General features: G+C 71.2%; 1 protein-coding gene. It reads left to right on the top strand.

Annotated elements, in window-relative coordinates; all coding sequences use genetic code 11:
• Nucleotides 1-367: 367 nt before the first annotated feature.
• On the top strand, nucleotides 368-23,776 hold the full coding sequence (locus tag IEY60_RS04870; protein WP_189024193.1) for a non-ribosomal peptide synthase/polyketide synthase: 23,409 nt from the start codon (nucleotides 368-370) through the stop codon (nucleotides 23,774-23,776).
• Nucleotides 23,777-23,889 lie beyond the last annotated feature (113 nt).

The raw sequence follows: 23,889 nt of genomic DNA, 5'->3' as shown, positions 1-23,889 counted from the left end.
TGGACCGTTCTCAGCGCCGGGAAACCGAGTCTTCGCGTCGAGATTTTGACTGAATCTGGTCCGGTTTATTAGCGGACCGCCTACGCTTCTCCTCGTCTGCTGGTGCGGGTGTCAGGTGTCGTGGTTTGACGATGGAGGTCGGGAGATAACCGAGTCATAGCTGGTTGCATGGCGGCGAACCGGGTCGCTTCGATCGTGTCATAGCCGATCGCACTCGATTCCGGTATGAGAGGGCGGATTTCGGGCAGGGTGCCCGAGGTTGGCCGCCCGGCGCCGATCCCGTCACCCCGGTGGGTCCGGGGAATTCCGAGAGTTGTTTTGCGGCCGTGTGGCGTCACCTGCGGTCGGTAGATGGAAGGCAGTCCAGATGACCAACACCACTCCGGCGCGCGGGGGAACAGAACAGCTGGCAGCGCTGGTGGCGACGGTCGCGGCGATGGAGCCGGCACGGATCGCGGTCGAGTTCGATGCGACCGCGGTGTCCTATGTCGATCTCGATGCCCAGCTCACCCTGATGGCCGAGCTGACCGGTGGCGCACTGGATCCGGAAACGCTCGTGCAGGTCGTGCTCGCCGAGCTGTTCCCCGGTGTGGTCGACGCGGCCGATGGGACGTTCGGTGTGCTGCTGGATTCGCTGGCGCGCGATGCCATGGCGGCGCTGGGTGTGGAGTTGCCGGCGCCGGGTCAGGCGCCGACCTTGGTCGACCGGTTCGCCGAGCAGCTGGCCCGCACGCCCGACGGTGTCGCGGTGCAGTTCGGCGCCGAGACGCTGACCTATGCCGAATTCGACGCCAGGGTGCGGGTGCTGGCGGGGCGGCTGGTCGCGCTCGGTGTGGGGCCCGAAGCGCTGGTCGGGTTGGCGATGCGGCGCAGTGTGGAGTTGATCGTCGCCGTGCACGCGATCGTGCGCGCGGGTGGCGCGTATGTGCCGCTGGATCCGGATCACCCGGTGGATCGGCTGCATTACGTCCTCGAGGTGGCGCGGCCGGTCGTGGTGGTGACCCGCGCGTGCGATGAGCCGGATCTGAACGGCGCCCCGGTCCTGCGCACCGACGAGATCGACTGGACGGCGCCGCCCGCCGAGGTGGCGGGCGGTGCGCAGGCGGGCAACACCGCCTATGTCATCTTCACCTCGGGTTCCACCGGCAGGCCCAAGGGCGTGGCCGTCACGCACGGCGCGATCGTGGCGAACCTGGACTGGCGGCAGCGGTGCTACGCGATGACCGCCGCCGACGTGGTGCTGCAGAAGACGCCCTACACCTTCGACGTGTCGGTGTGGGAACTGTTCTGGCCCTTGCAGGTCGGTGCGCGGCTCGTGGTCGCCGAACCCGGCCGCCACGGTGATCCCGGCTATCTGGCCGGGCTGATCGCCGAGCGTCGGGTGAGCGTCACCCACTTCGTGCCGTCCATGCTGGCCGCCTTCGTCGGTGAGCTGGCCGAGGCCACCGCGCCGGTGGATCTGTCCTCGCTGCGGATGGTGTTCGCCTCCGGTGAGGCGCTGCCCGCCGCCACCGCCGCGCGCCTGCGCAAGCTGTCGGCGACCGCGCTGCACAACCTGTACGGACCCACCGAGGCGGCGGTCGATGTCACCGCGCACGAGGTGACCGCCGCCGACGAGGTGTCGGTGCCGATCGGTGGCCCCGCCGACGACACCGGGCTGCTGGTGCTCGACGAGAACCTCGATCAGGTGCCCGCCGGGGTGGTGGGCGAGCTGTATCTCGCGGGGGTGCAGCTGGCGCGCGGCTATGTGGCCCGGCCGGGCCTGACCGCCGACCGCTTCGTCGCCAACCCGTTCGGCCAGCCCGGCGAGCGCATGTACCGCACCGGTGACCTGGTGCGGCAGTTGCCCGGTGGTGACGAGCTGGAATACCTGGGACGCACCGACTTCCAGGTGAAGCTGCGCGGTCTGCGGATCGAGCTCGGGGAGATCGAGGCCGTGCTGGCCGCGCATCCCCGGGTCGGCAATGCGGCGGTGGTGCTGCACCGGCACGCGGCCGGTGAGGCGCTGGTCGGTTATGTGGTGAGCGTCGACGGCGAGGAGCTGGATTCCGCCGAGCTGGCCGCGCACGCGAAGACGTCGATGCCGGAGTACATGGTGCCTTCGCTGCTGGTGCAGCTGCCTGCCATGCCGATCAATGCCAGCGGCAAACTGGACCGGAAAGCCCTGCCGGAACCTGATTTCCGGGCCGCGGCGGCCGAGTTCCGGGAACCGCGGACCGCCACCGAACGTGTCGTGGCCGCGCTGTTCGGTGAACTGCTCGACGTCGAGACCGTCGGCCTGGACGACGACTTCTTCCGCCTCGGCGGTAATTCGCTCATCGCCACCCGTGCCATCGCCCGTCTGCAGGCGAATTTCGGTGTGCGCGTCGATGTCAGGGACTTCTTCGACAGTCCGACGGTCGCGGTGCTCGCCAAGCTGGTCGAAGGTGGCGTCACCGACGATCGGCCCGCCCTGGTCGCCGGTCCTCGGCCCACCGTGCTGCCGCTCTCGCCCGCCCAGCAGCGGATGTGGTTCCTGAACCGGTTCGATCCGGAGACCGGGGCCTACAACATCCCGATCGCGGTCCGGTTGTCCGGGGCGCTCGATCTTGATGCTCTGCGCGCCGCGGTCGGCGATCTGATCACCCGCCACGAGGTGCTGCGCACGGTGTACCCGGAGGTCGACGGGGTCGGCACGCAGTATGTGCTGACACCCGCGCAAGCTTTCGAATCGCTGGCCGCCGGCTCGAACTCGGGCATCATCGCTGCCGGCGATGTCGCCCTGGTTACTACGCCGGACGCAGTCGACTCGCTGGCGGGGGAGGAAGGCGCGCTGCCCACCGGGATGTCCGCGCTTTCGGGGGTGCTTGCCCCTGTCAGCGTTGGGGCTCACGAACTTCCGGATGTTCTGGCCGGTGTGATCCTGGGTGGTTTCGATGTGACCGCGGCCCCGCCGCTGCGGCCGCGGTTGTACGAGGTCGACGGTGACCACGTGCTGGTGCTGGTGGTGCACCACATCGCTTCGGACGGCTGGTCCGCCGGTCCGCTGGTGCGCGACACCATGGCCGCCTACTACGCGCGCTCCGAGGGGATCGCGCCCGAGTGGGCGCCGCTGCCGGTGCAGTACGCCGACTACACGCTGTGGCAGCGGGCCGTGCTCGGTGCGGAAGACGATCCCGATTCGCGGGCCGGGCGCGAGATCGCGTTCTGGCGAGGTGCGCTGGCCGGGCTGCCGGACGAGTCGAGCCTGCCGACCGATCGGCCCCGTCCCGCCGTCGCGTCGATGCGGGGACGCCGGGTCGAGTTCGACTTGGACGCAGACCTGGTGGCGGGGCTGAATGCTGTCGCGGCCGAACACGGCGCGACGCTGTTCATGGTGCTGCACGCCGCGCTGTCGGTGCTCCTCGCGCGCCTGTCGGGTAATGCCGACGTCGCGATCGGCAGCCCCGTCGCCGGGCGCGGCGCCGCCGAACTCGACGATGTCATCGGCATGTTCGTCAACACCGCGGTCCTGCGTACCGAGGTGCGCGGCGAAGAGTCCTTCGCCGAACTGCTCGGCCGGGTCCGCGCCGACGACCTGGCGGCCTTCGATCACACCACCTTGCCCTTCGAGCGGTTGGTCGAGGTGCTCGCACCGCCGCGTTCGGCCGGTCGGCACCCCCTGTTCCAGGTCGCACTGTCACTGCTGAACCTGCCGCCGACAACCTTCGAGCTGCCCGGCCTGCGCGCCGCCGCCGTCGACCTGCCCTACGACATCGAGAAGTTCGATCTCTCGGTGACGTTGCGTGAGTCCGGCACCGGTCTGTCCGGCGAGTTCTCCTACGCCACAGATCTGTTCGACGAGGCCACCGTCGCGCGGATGGTGCGCCGGTTCACCGGGCTGCTCGCCGCGGTCGCCTCCGCACCGGACACGGCCGTCGCGGACCTGCCGCTGCTGATCGACGCCGAACTCGCTGAGCTGACCAGCCGCAGTGGCGGCCCGTCCGACCCGTCCCCGCTGCTGCCGCAGGTGCTGACCCGCGCGGCCGCCGATTCCACCGCGATCGCGGTCCGTGACGGCGCGCGCACCCTCACCTACGGCGAACTCGACGCCGCGTCCTCCCGGCTCGCCGCGCACCTGACCGGCCTCGGCGTCGGTGCGGGTGACCTTGTCGCCGTGAGTATTCCGCGCTCGGCCGACTCCGTGATCGCCGTCTGGGGCGTCATCAAGTCCGGCGCCGGTTTCCTCCCCGTCGACCCGAATTACCCGGCGGACCGCATCACGCACATGCTGTCGGATTCCGGTGCGGCAGTTGGTATCACGGTTGACACTGTGGGCGCCGACCTGCCTGCCACGGTGGACTGGCTCGCCCTCGACCCCGCTGCGGCCGACGTCGACCTGGTGGAATCCGATACTGCACTTCCTGGTTCGAAGTCTGCTGCCAGTGGCACCGAGTCGTCGGCCAACCGTCGTGCCGTGGATCCGCTGGATCCCGCCTATGTCATCTACACCTCCGGGACCACCGGTCTGCCCAAGGGCGTGGTGATTCCGCACCGTGCGGTTGCCGCGTATCTGCCGGTGCAGGCGGGGCGGTACCTGGCGTCGGCGGATGCGCGGGTGCTGCACGTCGCGTCGCCGTCGTTCGATATTTCGGTGGCCGAGCTGCTGCTGACGGTCACCGAGGGCGCGACCATGGTCGTCGCCCCGGCCGGGGTGTTCGGTGGCGCGGAGCTGGGTGAGCTGCTGCGGTCCGAGCGGGTGACCCATGTGATCATCACCCCGTCGGCGCTGGCCACGGTGAACCCGGAGGGGCTCGACGACCTGCGCGTGGTGGTCGTCGGTGGTGAGGCGTGCCCGGCGGAGCTGGTGGCGCGGTGGACCGCCGCGATTCCGGGGCTCGTCTTCCGCAACGGTTACGGCCCGACCGAGACGACCATCGTCACCAATATCAGCGAACCCCTCACCGCGACAACGCCGATCACGCTGGGCGCCCCGGTGGAAGGCACCACCGAACTGGTGCTCGACGAGCGGCTGCGTCCCGTCCCGGCCGGTGTGGTCGGCGAGCTGTACATCGCCGGTCCGCAGCTGGCCCGCGGCTACCACCGCAGGCCCGCGCTGACCGCGGGCCGGTTCGTCACCAACCCCTACGGTGCGCCGGGGGAGCGGATGTACCGCACCGGCGACACCGTGCGCTGGGTGCGGACCGAGCGCTCCTGGGATCTGGAATACCTGGGCCGCAACGATTTCCAGGTGAAGGTGCGCGGCTTCCGGATCGAGCTCGGCGAGATCGACGCCGTCCTCGCCCGGCACGCCGCGGTAGACTTCGCCGCGACCATCGGGCACCGCACCGACGCGGGCGCGACCGTGCTGGTGTCGTACGTGGTACCGGTCGACGGCGCGACCATCGACGCCGCGACACTCATCGCGCACGCCGCCGCCCACCTGCCCGCCCATATGGTGCCCGCCGCGATCGTGGCCCTCGACGCCGTCCCGCTGACCCCTGTCGGCAAGCTCGACCGCGCCGCGCTGCCCGCCCCGGTCTTCGAAGCCGCCGCCTACCGCGCACCGCAGACGCCGACCGAGCAGGTCGTCGCCGCCGCCTTCGCCGAGGTCCTGGGCTTTGAACGGGTCGGCCGCGACGACGACTTCTTCGATCTGGGCGGCACCTCGCTGCTGGCGACCCGCCTCATGGCCCGCCTCGGCGCCGACCTCGACACCCGCATCCCGGTCCGCCAGCTCTTCGACACCACCACCGTCCTGACCCTCGCCGCGGCCGCGGACCGACTGCGCGGCACCGGCTCCGGACCCGCCCTCGTCGCAGGAACCCGACCCGACCCGCTGCCACTGTCGCCCGCCCAGCAGCGCATGTGGTTCCTCAACCGCTTCGACCCGGGTTCGGCCACCGACAACATCCCGATGGCCGTGCGCCTCACCGGCGCCCTCGACATCGCCGCCCTGCAGGCCGCCCTCGTCGATGTACTGGACCGGCACGAAGTTCTGCGCACCCGCTACCCTGAGCGCGACGGCCACGCGATCGCCGAAATCCTGCCCGCCGCAGGCCTGGTCCCGGATGTCCTCCCGCAGATCGTCACCGCGGAGGCGCTGCCGGACGCGGTCCGCGCCTTCGCCGCCACCGGCTTCGATCTCGCCCTCGACGCGCCGATCCGGGCGATTCTGCTGCGCGTCGCCGACGCGGCGGGGACGACAGTCCCTACTGCCGGCTTCGCGTGGGATCGTGCGGACTCGCCGGGGTCAGATGGTTCCGCAGGCCGTGCCGTGTCGCAGCTCCATGCGCGCTCCCTCGAGCCCGGGTATGTGCTCGTGATCGTGTTGCATCACATTGCCGCTGACGGGTTCTCGTTCGGCCCGCTCATCCGGGACGTGCTCACCGCCTACAGTGCGCGGGCCGTGGGGGAGGCGCCGCAGTGGGCGCCGTTGAGTGTGCAGTACGCCGACTACGCGGTGTGGCAGCATGCGGTGCTCGGTGATGCCGCTGATCCGGAATCGACAGCGGCGCAGCAGCTGTCGTTCTGGGCGGATGCGCTGGCCGGTGTGCCGGAGCAGCTGGAATTGCCGACCGACCGGACGAGGCCCGCGGTCGCGTCGCGGCGTGGTGCGCTGCACGCGATCGACATCGATGCCGAAACACACAGTGCGCTCGCCGAATTCGCTCGTGCGCAGGGTGTCACGGTGTTCATGGCGGCCCACGCCGTGTTCGCCGTCCTGCTGGCACGACTGTCGGCGACCACCGATATCGCGATCGGCACGCCGGTGTCGGGGCGTGGTGATCGGGCGCTCGACGACCTGGTCGGCATGTTCGTCAACACTCTCGTGCTGCGCACCGAGGTGGCCCCTGCCGCCTCGTTCACCGAGCTGCTGGCCCGGGTGCGCGAGACCGATCTCGCGGCCTTCGGCCATGCCGACGTGCCGTTCGAGCGGCTCGTCGAGGTGCTGGATCCGGTCCGCTCCACCGCCCGCAATCCGCTGTTCCAGGTGATGCTGTCCCTCAACGAGGACACCCCGCGCACCCTCACCCTGCCCGGTCTCGCGGTGGCAGGATTCGACCTGCCCACCGGCGTCGCCAAGTTCGACCTCGAACTCACCCTCACCGAGCACCGCGACGACAACGGCGCCCCCGCGGGCCTGACCGGTGCTTTCCTCTACGCTACCGATCTGTTCGACGCCACCACCGTCGCCGGTTTCGCCACCCGCCTGCGTCGCCTGCTCGACGGCGTCCTCGCCGACCCGGCCCGTCCGGTCGGCGACATCGACCTGCTGGACCCGCCCGAATCCACCGAGGTCCTGACCACCTGGAACGCCACCGACCTGGCCCTCGACTCCGCGGCCACGCTCGCGTCGCTGTTCACCGACCAGGTCGCCGCGACACCGGATGCCATCGCGGTGGTTGTCGACGTCGACCCGGCGGAGGATCGAGACCAGCACGTCACGGGTGCTCGGCAGACCTCGGGAGACCTGGGGCTCGTCGGTCGTCAGGTCGACGGTGAGCGCCGGTCCGCGGGTGACGGGCAGTCCGTTGGTCATCGGACGGACAAGGGTGCTCAGCCGGCGAGGGATGACCGGCAAACAGCGGGCGAGCGGCGGCCGGACGGACGCGGATTCGCCTCCGCGAGCGACTATGTCCTGGCGCTGACCTATGTCGAGTTCGCCAGTCGGGTCGCCAGACTGGCGCGGCACCTCATCGGTCTCGGCGCCGGACCGGGATCGGTGGTGGCAGTTGCCCTGCGGCGGGGCGTCGACCAGCTGGTCGCGGTGCATGCCGTGCTCGCGGCAGGTGCGGCGTATGTGCCGGTCGATCCGGATCATCCGGCCGACCGGACCGCATATGTGCTGGCGCAGACGGCACCGGTCTGCGTGCTGACCGCTACCGATCACGGTGTGGCCGTGGGTGAGTCGGTCGTCGAGATCGATGCGCTCGACCTGTCGGAGCTGTCGGATCAGCCGATCACCGACGACGAGCGGCTCGCCCCGCTGCGTCCGGATCACCTCGCCTATGTGCTGTTCACCTCCGGTTCGACCGGCAGGCCGAAGGGTGTGGCCGTGCCGCATCGGGCGGCACGGAACCAACTGCTGTGGTTGCAGCGGGAATACGCGCTCACCGGCGACGATGTCGTCCTGCAGAAGACACCGTTCACGTTCGACGCTTCGGTGTGGGAACTGTTGTGGCCGTTGCAGACCGGCGCGCGACTGGTCCTCGCCACCGCCGACGGACACCGCGATCCGGCCTACCTCGCCGCCGCCACGGCGCGGCACGGCGTGAGCGTCGTGCAGTACGTGCCGTCGGTGCTGGCCGCCGTGGTGGCCGAACCGGTGCAGCCGGATTCCCTGCGACTGGTCTTCGCCGGCGGTGAAGCACTGACCACCGAGCTGGCGCAGCGGGCGCGCACGGCCACCGGCGCGAGGGTGGTGAACCTGTACGGCCCCACCGAAACCGCCATCCAGGTCACCACCCACGAGGTGGGCACCGAGCAGACGGCCGCCGCACCGATCGGCTCGCCGGTCGCCAATACCCGCGTGTACGTGCTTGATTCGCGCCTGCGTCCCGTGCCCGCCGAAGTCCCCGGCGAGCTCTATGTCGCGGGGACCCAGCTGGCCGACGGCTACTACGGCCGCGCCGACCTCACCGCCGAACGCTTCGTCGCCGACCCGTTCGGCACCGGCGAGCGTCTCTACCGCACAGGGGACCTCGTCGCCTGGCGCACCAGCCCCGACGGTGCCGCCCTGCACTACCTGGGTCGCACCGACTTCCAGGTGAAGCTGCGCGGCCTCCGGATCGAACCCGCCGAAATCGAGGCCGCCCTCGCCACCGTCCCCGGCGTCGGCCGTGTCGCGGTCCTGGTCCGCTCCGACGACGACCGCCCGGACCAGCTGGTCGCCTACGTCGTCCCCACCACCAGCGGAACTGTTCTCGCCGGCCGTTCTGTCGGCGTGACCGAGTCGTCGGCACGTGTCGTGCCGACGACGCTGTCGCCCGCTGACCTCGATGCCGCTGTCGCGGCGGTGTTGCCGTCGTACATGGTGCCCGGCGCCTACGTCTTCCTGGAGGCGCTGCCGATCAACAGTTCCGGCAAGCTCGATCGGCGGGCACTGCCCGCGCCGGAACTGCCGGAGCGCGACTACCGCGAACCTGTCACCGCCACCGAGCGGATCGTCGCCGCGACGTTTGCCGGAGTCCTCGGTCTCGACCGGGCCGGTGCCGACGACGACTTCTTCGCACTCGGCGGCAACTCACTGCTCGCCACCCAGGTGGCCGCGCGGCTCGGCGCGGCACTGGATGCCAGGGTGCCGGTGCGGGAACTGTTCGAGGCGAGCACTGTCGAGGGGCTCGCGGTGCGGTTGGACGCGCTGCGTGGCACCGGCAGCAGGCGGGGGCCGGTGGCGGGGCAACGGCCGCAGCGCATTCCGTTGTCGCCCGCGCAGCAGCGGATGTGGTTCCTGCACCGGTTCGATCCGGACTCGGCGGCGTATCACATCCCGGTCGCGATCCGGCTCAGCGGCGAGCTCGACACTGCCGCGCTGCGTGGTGCGCTCGGGGATTTGATCGCCCGGCACGAGACGCTGCGCACCACCTATCCCGAATTCGACGGGCAGGCAACGCAACTCGTCGGCACACCGTTCGTGCCTGAACTCGCCGTCACCGACACAGCCCCTGATGAGGTCCACGAAGCGGTAGTCGCCGTCCTCGACGGCGGCTTCGACATCACCTCCGAGGTACCCGTGCGCGCCGCACTGCTGCGGGTCGCGCCGACAGAGCACGTGCTGGTGCTGGTCGTGCACCACATCGCCGCCGACGGCTGGTCGATGGGCCCGCTGACCCGCGATCTGGTCGCCGCCTATGCCGCGCGCGCGGCGGGCACCGAGCCGCAGCTGCCCGCCCTGGCCGTGCACTACGCCGACTACGCGCTGTGGCAGACCGAGGGGCTCGGCAGCGCCGACGACCCCGACGCGCCGCTGGCACACCAGCTCGCCTACTGGACGGACCGTCTCGCCGGTCTCCCCGACGTCCTCACGCTGCCCGCCGACCGCCGCAGGCCCCTGGTCGGCTCGAATCGGGGCGCCACCTTCACCGCCACCCTCGACGCCGAGCTGCACCGGCGGATCGAGGAGCTGGCCCGCGCGCAGCGCGCCACGCCGTTCATGGTGTTGCACGCCGGACTCGCGGTGCTGCTGGCGCGGTTGTCCGCGGGCACCGACATCGTCGTCGGCACACCGGTCGCCGGTCGCGGGCACCGTGAACTCGACGACATCGTCGGCATGTTCGTCAACACCCTCGTGTTGCGCGCGAAGGTGCCGTCGGACGCACGCTTCAGCGAGTTGCTCGACGAGATCCGTGCGGGTGACCTCGACGCCTTCGACCATGCCGACGTGCCGTTCGAAAGCCTCGTCGACGCGCTGAATCCCGCGCGCTCACAAGGATATTCGCCGCTGTACCAGGTGTCGCTGGCCCTGCAGAACCAGCGCACCACCGCGTTCGAACTGCCCGGCCTGACCCTGTCGGGGCTGACTCTTCCGGACGCGCCGATCGAAGTGGATCTGGACTTCACCTTCGTCGATCACTACGCCGCCGACGGCACGGCAGACGGTCTCGACCTCGAACTGCGCTACGCCACCGATCTTTTCGACGCCGACACCATCGCGACCCTGTTCGGGATGCTCGAGCGCGTGCTGCGCGCCGCGGTCACCGAACCGGGAACCGCCGTCGGTGACCTTCCCCTGCTCGACGACACCGCGCGCACGGCGCTGCTGGCAGGCCCGCACGGAGACGTCGAACCGCTCGACTCGGCTCTCGCCGAACTCGGCATCCGCGCCCCGCTGGCCGCGCACCTGCTCGACGCGGCGGCCGCCCGCGATCCACACGCCGTCGCCGCCGTCTTCGAAGGCGAGGAAATCACCTACGGCGCGCTCGCCGCCCGCGCGAACCGCTTCGCGCGCAGGCTCGTCGACTGCGGCGTCGGCCCGGAGACCCCGGTCGCCGTCGCCGTGCCGCGTGGCATCGAGCTGCTGGTCGTGTTGCACGGTGTGCTCGCCGCCGGTGGCGTGTACGTGCCGATCGACCCGGCCCAGCCCGCCGACCGCATCGGGCATGTGCTCGAGACCGCGGCACCGCGACTGGTCGTCGCCGCGTCGGCGGGTGATCTCGACCATGTCGACAGCGGCATCCGATCCGCCACGGCCTCAGTTCATTTCGCGGCCGCCTCGCGGTCCGGTTTCCCGGTACTGACTGTCGCGCAGCTCGAGGACCCGGCCCAGCCGCCCGTCGCGAGCGGCCCGGTCACCGACGCCGAACGACTCGCGCCGCTGCACCCGGCGCACCCGGCCTATGTGCTGTTCACCTCCGGCTCGACCGGCCTGCCCAAGGGCGTGCTGATCTCGCACCTGGCCGTGGTCAACGAACTGTGCTGGCTGCGTGGCGAATACGACCTGACGTCGGAAGACCGGCTGTTGCAGCGCGCGCCGCTGACCTTCGACGTCTCGCTGTGGGAACTGCTGTGCCCGGCACTGCTCGGCGCCACCCTGGTCCTGCTGCGGCCCGGCGGCCACCTCGACCTGGCCTACCAGGCGCGCGTGGTGCGCGAACAGCGCGTCACCGTCGTCGAATTCGTGCCGTCGGTCCTGGCCGCCATGCTCGCCGAAGGGCTCGCCGACGACCTGGCCGGTTTGCGGATGCTGCACCTCGGCGGTGAGGAACTGCCGGCCGCGCTGGCGGCGACCGTGCTCGACACCGTTCCCGCCGAACTGCACAACACCTACGGGCCCACCGAGGTGACGATCACCAGCACCTTCCAGCACATCACCGCGCCGGTCGAGCAGACCGAGCTGCCGATCGGCAGGCCGACCTGGAACGTGCGCGCCTACGTCCTCGACGAACGGCTGCACCCGGTGCCCACCGGTGTCGCGGGTGAGCTGTATCTGGCGGGCGACCAGCTCGCCCGCGGCTACCTGGGCAGGCCGGACCTGACCGCCGACCGCTTCGTCGCCGATCCGTTCGCACCGGAAAGCGATGGTGCGACGGGCGCGCGCTCCGCTGCTGGGGCTGCGGTCGGTGCGCGCATGTACCGCACCGGCGACCTGGTGCGCCGCGACCGCTCGGGCGCGTTGGTGTACCTGGGCCGCAACGACTTCCAGGTCAAGATCCGGGGACTGCGGATCGAGCTGGGTGAGATCGAGGCCGCCCTCGGTGAGGCTCCCGGCGTCACCCACGCGACCGTGGTACCCGCGACCGACGACGCGGGCCGTCAGTGCCTGGTGGCCTACGTCGCCGGTGACGTCGATGCCGCCGTGGTGCGCGCGCACGTCGTGGGCCGGGTGCCCGCGTACATGGTGCCCGCCCACCTCGTGGTGCTCGACACCGTTCCGCTCAACTCCGCGGGCAAACTGGACCGCTCGGCGCTACCGGCCGCCGACCTGTCCGTCACCACCGCCTACTTGGCACCGCGACCGGGCGCGCAGACCGCGCTCGCTGCTGTAGTGGGCGATCTGCTCGGACTGGCGCGGGTCGGCGCCGACGACGATTTCTTCGCGATCGGCGGCAACTCCCTGCTCGCCATGCGACTCGTCGCCCGTGCCAATGCGGCGCTGGGCAGCGCGCTCGACGTGCGCGACGTCTTCGACGCCCCGACCGTCGCCGGTCTCGCCGAACGCGCCGTCGACCGCAGCGAACAGCTGCCGCCACTGACCGTGGCCGACCCGCGCCCGGACCGTATTCCGCTGTCGCTGGCCCAGACCCGCCTGTGGCTGCTGAACCGGATCGACCCCGACTCGGCCGTCTACACCCTGCCGATCGCCCTGCGCCTGACCGGCGAGCTGGACACCGATGCGCTGTGGGCCGCGCTGGGCGATGTGCTCGCGCGGCATGAATCGCTGCGGACCGTCTTCCCGGAAGACGCAGAGGGGCCGACCCAAGTTGTCCTCCCGGTCGACCGGGTACTGCCGGTCGCCGTCGTCCGCGAGGTCGTCGAAGCGGACCTGGCCGACGCGGTGCGCGAGATCGTCGGGGCGGGCTACGACCTGACGAGCCAGCCACCGGTGCGCGCCGCGCTGTTCCGGCGAACGAGCACTGACGGACAGCCGACGGCCGGCCACGTCGCTGCCGTGCGTAACGGTGTTTTCCTCGATGGTGCTGTAGCAGAAGGCGCCCCGCACAACAGCGCCGTGTCCAACGGTGTTGTTCGCGATGTTGCGGTGGCCAGCGGTGTCGTGCCCGAGGATGCGGCGGCCGATGGTGTCGTGCCGGATCACGCAGTGGCCGATCGTGTCGTAACCGGACTGCGCAACGGTGCTGTGCCCAGCGGTGTCCTTCGCGACGATGCGGTAGCCGAAAGCGTTGCGATGCGTGACGTGCGCGGCGCAGGGTTGCGGTCCGGTGAGGCGGTGCAGGACGTCGAGCACGTGCTGGTGCTCGCGGTGCATCACATTGCGGCCGATGGTGTGTCGACGACGCCGTTGGCCCGGGATCTGATCACGGCGTATGCCGCTCGGAGTGCCGGCCGTGCGCCGGTGTGGGAGCCGTTGCCGGTGCAGTATCCCGACTTCACGTTGTGGCAGCACGCGGTGCTCGGTGATGCCGCGGATCCGTCGTCGCGGCTGGCGCGGCAGCTGGCGCATTGGCGGGACGAATTGGCCGGGCTTGCACCGGCTTTGGAGCTGGCGACTGATCGGCCGCGGCTTGCTGTGCGTACGGGTGTGGGCGGGTCCGTCGGGTTCGAGGTGCCTGCCGGTGTGGTGGCCGGGATCGAGGAGCTGGCGCGTCGCCATGGCGTGTCCACGTTCATGGTGGTGCACGCGGCGTTCGCGGTGCTGCTGTCGCGGCAGGGTGCGGGTGCCGACATCGTGGTGGGTACACCGGTGGCGGGACGGGCCGATGCCGCGCTGGACGATCTCGTCGGCATGTTCGTCAACACGCTGGTGCTGCGGACCACGGTCGACGGTGGTGCCGGGTTCGCCGATCTGCTCGCGCGGGTGCGGGCCGCCGATCTGCGGGCGTTCGCGCATGCCGATCTGCCGTTCGAGCGGCTGGTCGACGAACTGAATCCGGTGCGGTCGACGGCGTATTCGCCGATCGTGCAGGTGATGCTGGCGTTCGAGCACCGCGACGACACCACCATCGAGCTACCCCGTCTGCGGATCGGCGAGTTCGCTCTGCCCGCCGCCACGACCCAGTTCGATCTGTCGCTGGCGATCAACGAGATCGCCGGTGCGGCAGGCGAACCCGGTCTGCGTGGCTGGCTGCGTTACGCCACCGATCTGTTCGACGCCGACACGGTCACCGCGTTCGGCGAGCGCTTCGTGCGCATTCTCGTGGCAGTCGTCGCCGACGACACCACGCCCGTCGGCGAGATCGACCTGCTCGATGCCGCCGAGACCGCCCAGCTGGCGGCGTGGAACGACACCGCGGCGCCGCTGGACACCGAGGCGACGCTCGTCTCGATGTTCGCCGCGCAGGCCCGGCGCACACCTGACGCCGTCGCTCTCGAATTCGAGGGTGAGCGGATCACATACGGCCAGTTCGCTGTTCGGGTCGCCAGGCTGGCGCGGATGCTGATCGCCGAAGGGGTCGGCCCCGGCGCCCTCGTCGGTGTCGGACTGCGCCGCAGCATCGACCTGCTGGTCGCCGTCTACGCGGTGCAGGCCGCGGGCGCGGCCTATCTGCCGCTGGACCCCGACCATCCGGCCGACCGGATCGCCGACGTCCTCGCCACCGCCGAGCCGGTGTGCGTGTTGGCAGCGGACGATTTCCCGGCCATCGATACCCGCACTGTCGACCCCGCCGGTCTGGACCTCTCCAGGTTCGCCGGCGGTCCGGTCACCGACGCCGACCGGATCCGGCCGCTGCGTGGCGCCGACCTGGCCTACGTCCTGTTCACCTCGGGCTCGACGGGCAAGCCGAAGGGTGTCGCGGTCAGCCACACCGCGATCGTCAACCGCCTGGTCTGGATGCAGGACACCTATCGGCTCGACGCCGCCGACACGGTGCTGCAGAAGACGCCGATCACCTTCGACGTGTCGGTGTGGGAACTGTTCTGGCCCTTGCAGATCGGCGCCACCCTGGTGATCGCCCGTCCCGACGGCCACCGCGACCCCGCCTACCTGGCCGAGGTGATCACCCGCACCGGCGTCGGAGTCGCGCACTTCGTGCCGTCGATGCTGGCCGCGTTCCTCGCCGAACCCCTCGCCGCCGACTGTGTGTCGCTGCGGCAGGTGTTCGCCTCCGGTGAGGCGCTGCCTGCCGCCGACGCGCAACGGTTGCGCGCGCTGGTGCCCGGGGTGGCCGTGCACAACCTGTACGGACCGACCGAGGCCGCCGTCGACGTGACCTTCCATGAGGTCACCGACGCCGACACCGTCACCGTGCCGATCGGCGCGCCCGTCGCCAACACCGCCCTGCACGTGCTCGACGCCCGCCTGCGGCCCGTGCCGGTCGGCACACCCGGCGAGCTCTACCTCGCCGGTGTCCAGCTGGCCCGCGGCTACCTGGCCCGCCCCGACCTCTCGGCGGATCGCTTCGTCGCCAACCCGTACGGCACACCCGGCGCACGCATGTACCGCACCGGCGACCTCGTCGTCCGCACCCGCACCGGCGAACTGGAATACCTGGGCCGCACCGACTTCCAGGTCAAACTGCGCGGCCTGCGCATCGAACTCGGCGAGATCGAAGCCGTCCTCGCCGGCCTCGACACCGTCGACCGTGCGGTGGTCACCGTCCGCGACGACGGCACCGGCGACTACCTCACCGCCTACCTCGTCCCCGCCAGCGCGGACGGCACCCACCACTTGCCCGCCGCCGCCACTGCGGTAGCTGTCGGCACCGTTGCTGTAGCGGTTGACGATGTGGCCAGCCGGTCGGACGCGGCGGCGACTGCGGCTGCTGTGGCACCCGACGCTGCCTACGCCGAGGTGGTTACCCAGTCGGACACTGTCGGGGGGATGGCCGCTGGGGTGGCCACCGCCACCACTGGTCGCGTGATCGATCTCGACGTGGTGAAAGCTGCTCTGCAGCAAGCGCTTCCGGCGTACATGGTGCCGACTGCCTTCGTGGTTCTCGATGCGCTGCCGGTGAACGCCTCCGGCAAGCTCGATCGGCGCGCACTGCCTGCGCCGGAGCTGGCGGTTCGCGAATTCCGTGCTCCCGCAACGCCGTCGGAGCAGGTGGTGGCCGGTGTTCTTGCCGAGGTGCTCGGGCTCGACCAGGTCGGCGCGGACGACGACTTCTTCGATCTCGGTGGTAACTCGCTCATCGCGACTCGCGTTGCCGCTCGGCTCGGGGCGGCGCTAAATCGGCAGGTGCCGGTGGCGCGGATCTTCGAGGCGCCCGTGGTGGCTGCACTGGCTGCGGCTCTCGACAGTGCCGAGGGCGTGGCCCGGCTGGCGCTCGTGGCGGGGGAGCGGCCCGCAGCCATCCCGCTCTCGCCCGCGCAGCAGCGCATGTGGTTCCTCAACCGGTTCGATCCCGACTCGGCCGGGTACAACGTGCCGATCGCGGTGCGCCTGAGCGGTGCGCTCGATATCGATGCCCTCGCCGCGGCTGTCGGCGATCTCGTCGAGCGGCACGAAGTGCTGCGGACGTATTACCCGGAGACCGCCGACGGCCCGGTGCAGCAGATCCTGCCCGCTGCCGAAGCCGGTGTCGCCCTTCGGGTTCGCGAGACCTCGGCCGATCAGGTCGTGGCGGCGGTGACCGCATTGGCCGCCACGACGTTCGATGTCACCGCCGGGGTGCCGTGGCAGGTCGTGCTCTACCGGATCACCGACGAAGAAGCCGTCCTGGCCATGGTCGTGCACCACATCAGCGCCGACGGTTCGTCCGTGCCGCCGCTGGTGCGCGACCTGATGACCGCCTACCTGGCCCGCCGCGACGGCACCGCGCCGCGGTGGACACCGCTGCCGGTGCAGTACGCCGACTACGCACTGTGGCAGCGAGCCGTGCTCGGTGACGAAGCCGACCCCACCTCGGTGGCCGCCCGCCAGCTCGACTTCTGGCGTGGCGAACTCGCCGACCTGCCGGACGAGCTCGCCCTGCCGCTGGACCGGCCGCGTCCGGCCGTGCGCACTCTCGCGGGTGCCACGGTGCCGGTCACCCTGGATGCCGCCACCCATGCCCGGCTCAGCGAGCTGGCCAGGGAATCCGGCGCCACGCTGTTCATGGTCGTGCACACCGCGTTCGCGGCACTGCTCGGACGGCTCTCGGGCAGCGCCGACATCACCGTCGGCACCCCGGTCGCCGGGCGCGGTGAGGCGGCGCTGGAAGACCTGATCGGCATGTTCGTCAACACGCTGGTGTTCCGTACCCGCCTGGTCGAGGGGGAGACGTTCGCGCAGTTGCTGGCCCGTCAGCGCGCCACCGACCTCGCGGTCTACGCCAATGCCGACGTGCCTTTCGAGCGGCTCGTGGAGGTGCTGGACCCGGCCCGCTCCACCGCCCGGCACCCGCTGTTCCAGGTCGGCTTCTCCTTCCAGAACTTCGAGCGCGCCGAACTGGCGCTGCCCGGAATCACCGTGTCCGGTCTGGACACCGACACCGAGCTGTCCCAGTTCGACCTGCACCTGATCGTCAGCGACGAGTACACCGACGGTGTCGCCGCGGGTGTCACGGGCGTGCTCACCTACGCCCACGACGTGTTCGACACCGAGACCGCCGTGGCGATCGCGGGCCGGCTGGAGCGACTGCTCACCGCCGTCGCCGCCGCGCCGCACACGCCGCTGGACACCGTGGACGTGCTCGAGCCCGCCGAGCGGACCCGCATCCTCACCGAGTGGAACGCCACCACACACGAGATCGACCGCACCGCGACCCTGCTCACCCCGTTCCGCGCGCAGGTGCGCTCGAACCCCGAGGCGACGGCGCTCGTCTTCGAGGGCACCGAGCTGACCTACGCCGAGCTCGACGCCCAGGTCAACCGCCTCGCGCGGTTCCTGATCGCCGACGGTGTCGGCCCCGATGTGCTGGTCGCGCTGGCCATCCGGCGCTCCGTCGACCTCGTCGTCGCCATGTACGCGGTACTCACCGCGGGCGGCGCCTACGTCCCGGTCGACCCGGATCATCCGGCCGACCGCATCGCCCAGGTGCTCGACACCGCACGACCGCACCTGGTTCTCACCACCGCCGGGGACGAGTTCGCTGTGCCGATGGTCGCAGGAGACGCGCCGGACGAGCCGGCCGCCGACCTCGGCTCGGCGACGGCGACGATGTCGGGTTCCGCTCCTCCTTCGGCAACGATCGGTGAGTCGGGCGCGCCGTCTACGGCGGCGACCGTCGGTGCCGGATCGCCGATCGCGAATGAGTTCGTGGGATCCGGTGCAGGCCACAGCTCGACAGGCGCTCGTCCTACGTCCACCGGTTCGCCGGCGCCCAGGATTGTCGTGCTCGACACCGTCGATTCGGCCGCCTACCCAGACCACGCGGTGGCCGACGCCGAACTCCGTGGCCCCCTGCGGGATTCGAACCTCGCCTATGTCCTGTTCACCTCCGGCTCGACTGGCAGGCCCAAGGGCGTGGCGATGAGTCACGCGGGTATCCGCAACCAGATCGCATGGCTGATCGCGCAGTACCGGATCGGCGAAGGCGATGCGTATCTGCAGAAGTCCGCCGCCGGATTCGACCTGTCGGTGTGGGGCTTCTTCGCGCCGCTGGCCGTAGGCGCGACGCTGGTGCTCGCGACACCCGACGGGCACCGCGACCCGCTGTACCTGGCCGAACTCGTTGCCGCGCAGCGGATTACCATCGCCGACTTCGTGCCGTCCATGCTGGCGATGTTCGCCGCGCACGCCGAGACCGACCAGCTGACGAGTCTGCGTCTGGTCTTCGCGATCGGGGAGGCACTCACCGCGGACACCGTGGCCGCGCTGAGCGCGAAATCGGATGCGGCAGTGCACAACCTGTACGGGCCCACCGAGGCCGCCGTATCGGTCACCGCCTGGCCCGCCGACGGCGCGACCGGGCAGACCGTGCCGATCGGTGTGCCCGAGTGGAACACCAGGGCCTATGTCCTCGACGAGCGGCTGCGGCCGGTGGCGCCGGGTGTCGCCGGCGAGCTGTATCTGGCGGGCGAGCAGCTGGCCCGCGGTTACCTCGGTCGCCCCGACCTCTCGGCCGATCGGTTCGTCGCCGATCCGTTCGGGGCGGCGGGCGAGCGCATGTACCGCACCGGCGACCTCGTGCGCTGGACCCGCGACGGCGTCCTGATCTATTTGGCGCGCAGCGACTTCCAGGTGAAGTTCCGCGGCCAGCGCATCGAACTCGGTGAGATCGAGACCGCGCTGGGCGGGCTGCCGATGGTCAGTCAGGCCGCGGCGGTGGTGTCGGCGAGCCCGACCGGTGACCGGCTCGTCGGGTACGCGGTGCCGGTGCCCGGCGCCGAACTCGATCCGGCGCAGCTGCGTTCGGCGGTGGGCGCGATGCTGCCGTCGTACATGGTGCCGTCGGTGATCGTCGTGCTCGACGCGTTCCCGCTCAACACCTCCGGCAAGCTCGACCGCAAGGCGCTGCCCGCACCGGAATTCGTGGTCAGGCCGTTCCGTGCGCCGATCACCCCGGCTCAGCGGGCGGTCGCCGAGGTCTTCGGTGAGGTGCTCGGGCGCGAGCAGGTCGGCCTCGACGACGACTTCTTCGAGCTCGGCGGCAACTCGCTCATCGCGACCCGCGTCGCGGCCCGCCTCGGCGCGGCACTGTCGACCCGGGTGCCCGTGCGCACCCTGTTCGAGGCGACCACCGTTGCCGATCTGGCGGCCGCGCTCGCCGCGCAGATGGGCAGCGGCGCCGGAGTCGCGCTGACCGCAGGTCCACGGCCGCACCGGGTTCCGCTCTCGGCGGCGCAGCAGCGGATGTGGCTGCTCAACCGGCTCGATCCGGCTTCGGCGGCCTACAACATCCCGATCGCGGTGCGTCTGCGCGGCGACGTGGACGCCGCGGCGCTGGCCGCCGCCGTCACCGATGTGCTCGACCGGCACGAGGTGCTGCGCACCGCGTACCCGGCGATCGACGGCATCGGCCATCAGGCGGTGTGGCAGTTCGTGCCGACCCCGGTCGTCGAGACCGTCGACCCGATCGCGGTGCCCGCCATGGTGGCCGCCGAGATCGGCCGCGGCTTCGACGTCACCGTCGCACCGCCCGTGCGGGTGCGGGTGCTGCGTTCGGCGCCCGACGAGGTGGTGCTGGTCGTGGTGATCCACCACATCAGCGCCGACGGATTCTCCGCGGGCCCGCTGCTGCGCGACACGACCGCCGCCTACCTGGCCCGGCGTGCCGGAGTCGAACCCGGCTGGGCGCCGCTGGAAGTCCAGTACGCCGACTACACGCTGTGGCAGCGCGCCGTGCTGGGCGGCGAGGACGACGCCGAGTCGGTCGCCGCCCAGCAGGTGCGGTTCTGGCGCGACGAGCTGGCCGGGCTGCCCGGACTACTCGAACTGCCCGCCGACCGGCCGCGGCCCGCGGTCGCCTCGCAGCGGGGCGCGAGTGTGGAAACCGTGGTGCCGCAGGAGATCTGGCAGCGGGTGGGGCGGCTGTCCCGGCGTGCGGATGCCAGTGCGTTCATGGTCGCCCATGCGGCGCTGGCCGCGCTGCTGGCCCGGCTCAGCGGAACCGGCGATATCGCCATCGGCACGCCCGTCGCGGGTCGTGGTGAGGCGGCGCTGGACGACCTGGTCGGCATGTTCGTCAACACCCTGGTGCTGCGGACCGCCGTCGACCCGGGCGCATCCTTCACCGACCTGCTGCGCCAGGCCCGGCGCGTCGACCTCGACGCGTTCGAGAACGCGGATGTGCCGTTCGAACGGCTCGTCGACGTGCTCGATCCGGTCCGCTCGACGGCGCACAGCCCGCTGTTCCAGGTGATGCTCGCCTTCCAGAACCTGGACGCGGCGCCGGCCGCGGTCAGCCTGCCCGATCTCACCGTGACCGGGCTCGACACCGACACCGCCGTCGCCAAGTTCGACCTGGACCTGGTGCTCGCCGACACGGCCGACGGTGGCTGCGTGGTGAGCCTCACCTACGCCACCGACCTGTTCGACGCCGCCACCGCGGCCAGGATCGCCGACGGGTATGTGCGGGTGCTCGATGCCGTCACCACCGACCCGGCCGGTGCGATCGGCGATGTCGACCTGCTGACCGATGACGACCGCAGGCTGCTCGAAAGCTGGTGCGGCACCGCACACCCGGTGTCCGCCGAGGTACTGCCCGTCGCGCTAGACCGTCAGGCCGCCGCGACACCGTCGGCGATCGCGCTCACCGACGGCGACACCTCGCTCACCTACGCCGAGTTCGCGGCGCGGGTGAACCGGCTCGCCCGGCACCTCGTCGACCAGGGCGTCGGGCCGGACACGGCGGTGGCTGTCGCCGCGCGCCGGTCGCCGGAGTTGCTGGTCGCGGTGCACGCCGTGCTCGCCGCCGGTGGCATCTACGTGCCGATCGACCCGGATCATCCCGCCGAGCGGGTCAGCCGCATCCTGCGGATCGCGCAGCCGGTGTGCGTGGTCACCACCTCCGGCGACCGCGCGGACCTGCCGGTCATCGGTACCCCGCTGGACGGGGTCGATGTGGTCGTGGCCGACACCGTCGACCTCACCGCGTACCCGGCCGGGCCGCTCTCCGATGCCGAACGGGTGCAGCCGCTGCTGCCCGAGCACACCGCCTACGTGATCTTCACCTCCGGATCCACCGGTCTGCCCAAGGGCGTCGGCGTGCCACATCGCGCCATCGTCAACCAGCTCGACTGGATGGCAGCCGAATTCGGGTTCACCGCGGGCGACACCGTGCTGCACAAGACACCGGTCACGTTCGACGCGTCGATCTGGGAACTGCTGCTCCCGCCGCGCGTCGGCGCCCGCACCGTCCTCGCCCGCCCCGGCGGCCACGGCGACCCCGCCTACCTGGCGGCACTGATCGCCGACCACGGCATCGACACAGTGCAGTTCGCGCCCACGCTGCTCGCGGCCTATGTCGCCGAGTCCACGGTTGCCGAGGCAGAGCGACAGACGAGGCAGCTTGTGGCGGCGCCGTCCGGGTTGCGGCGTGTGTTCGCCGGTGGCGAGGCGCTGCCTGCCGCCTTGGCGCAGCGGGCGCGGGAGCTGACCGGCGCCCAGGTGATCAACCTGTACGGGCCCACCGAGACCGCGGTGCAGGTGAGCAGCCACGTGGTGCGCGACGCCGACACGGCGTCGGTGCCGATCGGTGCGCCCGTGTGGAACACCGGGCTCTATGTGCTCGACGCGCGACTGCGGCCGGTGCCGCCGGGGGTTACCGGCGAACTGTACGTCGGCGGTGCGCAACTCGCGCACGGCTATGTCGGCGCGCCCGAGCTCACCGCCGAGCGATTCGTGTCCGATCCGTTCGCCGGTCCCGGTGCGCGGATGTACCGGACCGGTGACCTCGTCCGGCTGCGTACAGCCGAAAACGGCTCCGCCGCACTCGACTACGTCGGTCGCGGTGACCTGCAGGTCAAGCTGAACGGTCAGCGCGTCGAACTCGGCGAGGTGGAAGCCGTGCTGCTGCGGCAGCCCGGCGTCGCCCAGGCCGCGGCCGCGGTGGTGTCGGATGCGGGTGCGGATCGGCTCGTCGGATACATCGTCGCGGATTCGGCTGGAGCGCAGGATGATCCTGCCGCGGTGCGGGCCGCGCTGGCCGCGGAACTGCCCGCGTACCTGGTGCCTGCCGTGGTGCTCGTCCTCGACGAGTTCCCGGTCAACACCTCCGGCAAGCTCGACCGCGCCGCCCTGCCACGTCCGGAGCTGCGCCAGGCCGCCTACCGTGGTCCGGTCACCGAGACCGAACGGGTCGTCGCCGGCGAATTCGCCCGGGTGCTCGGGCTGGATCGGATCGGCATGGACGACAACTTCTTCGACCTCGGCGGCAACTCGCTGACCGCGGTCCAGTTGTCCTCGCGGCTCGGCGCGGCACTGGGCATCGTGGTGCCGGTCGCGTGGTTCTTCACCGACCCGACACCCGCCGTCGTGGTGCAACGGCTGCGCGCCCAGGACGATTCGGCCGACGACGCGTTCGCGGTGCTGCTGCCGCTGCGCGCGGGCGGCACCGGCGCACCGCTGTTCTGCATCCATCCCGTGGGTGGCGTGTCCTGGTCGTTCGCCGGCCTCACCCGCCACCTCGACCCGCAGCGCCCGATCTACGGTCTGCAGTCGCCCGCCCTCACCGCCGACGAACCGCTGCCCGCCACCATCGAGGCCTGGGCGCAGCGGTACGTCACTGCGATTCGCGAAGTACAGCCCGAGGGGCCGTACCACCTGCTCGGCTGGTCGCTGGGTGGTCTGCTGGCGCACGCGGTCGCGACCCGGTTGCAGGCCGAGGGCGCGGACGTGGCGCAGCTGGCGATGATGGACAGCTGGCTCGGCGACGAACCGGAGCAGACCCCGATGCCGACCGTCGGCGACCTGCTCGGCGGCCTGGCCGGTGACGCTCTCGACGTGGTCTTCGACGCCGCCGGACTCGCCGCCGCCGCGGCGGAGATCGGCGGCCCGCTGGCCGCGCTCGACCGGACCCGCATCGCCCGCATCATCGACGCCGCCACCGCCTCGATGAGCATGGTCGACGCCTACCGGCCCGACCGGTTCGACGGCGATCTCGTCTACTTCGCGGCCACCGTCGACGACCCCACCGGCGCGCGCGGCGCGGCGAGCTGGGCGACGGCGATCGGCGGCGACGTGCACCGCTACGGCATCGACGCCACGCACTGGGCGATGGCGGGCGAGGCCGCGCTGGCCCGGATCGCCACCGTGCTCGACGCCGCCGAACCGGCGCACGGCCGCATCGACGCCGCGAGGCCCGATGCGCGGGCGGGGGCGCCGGGCGCATAGAATCGCGGAGCCGGCCGTCGAGCCTGCTGCCTGCCCGCCCCAGGCATCCGCGCACGTCGCCAGCACCCGTTTCGAGAGGTTGGGAACCCCATGTCAGTACAGCCGTCCGGTGG

It is taken from the genome of Nocardia rhizosphaerihabitans, from assembly GCF_014646295.1.
Taxonomy (GTDB): Bacteria; Actinomycetota; Actinomycetes; order Mycobacteriales; family Mycobacteriaceae; genus Nocardia; species Nocardia rhizosphaerihabitans.
Note: the sequence above shows the minus strand (reverse complement) of the source record. Positions and strands in the feature narration are given on the sequence as shown.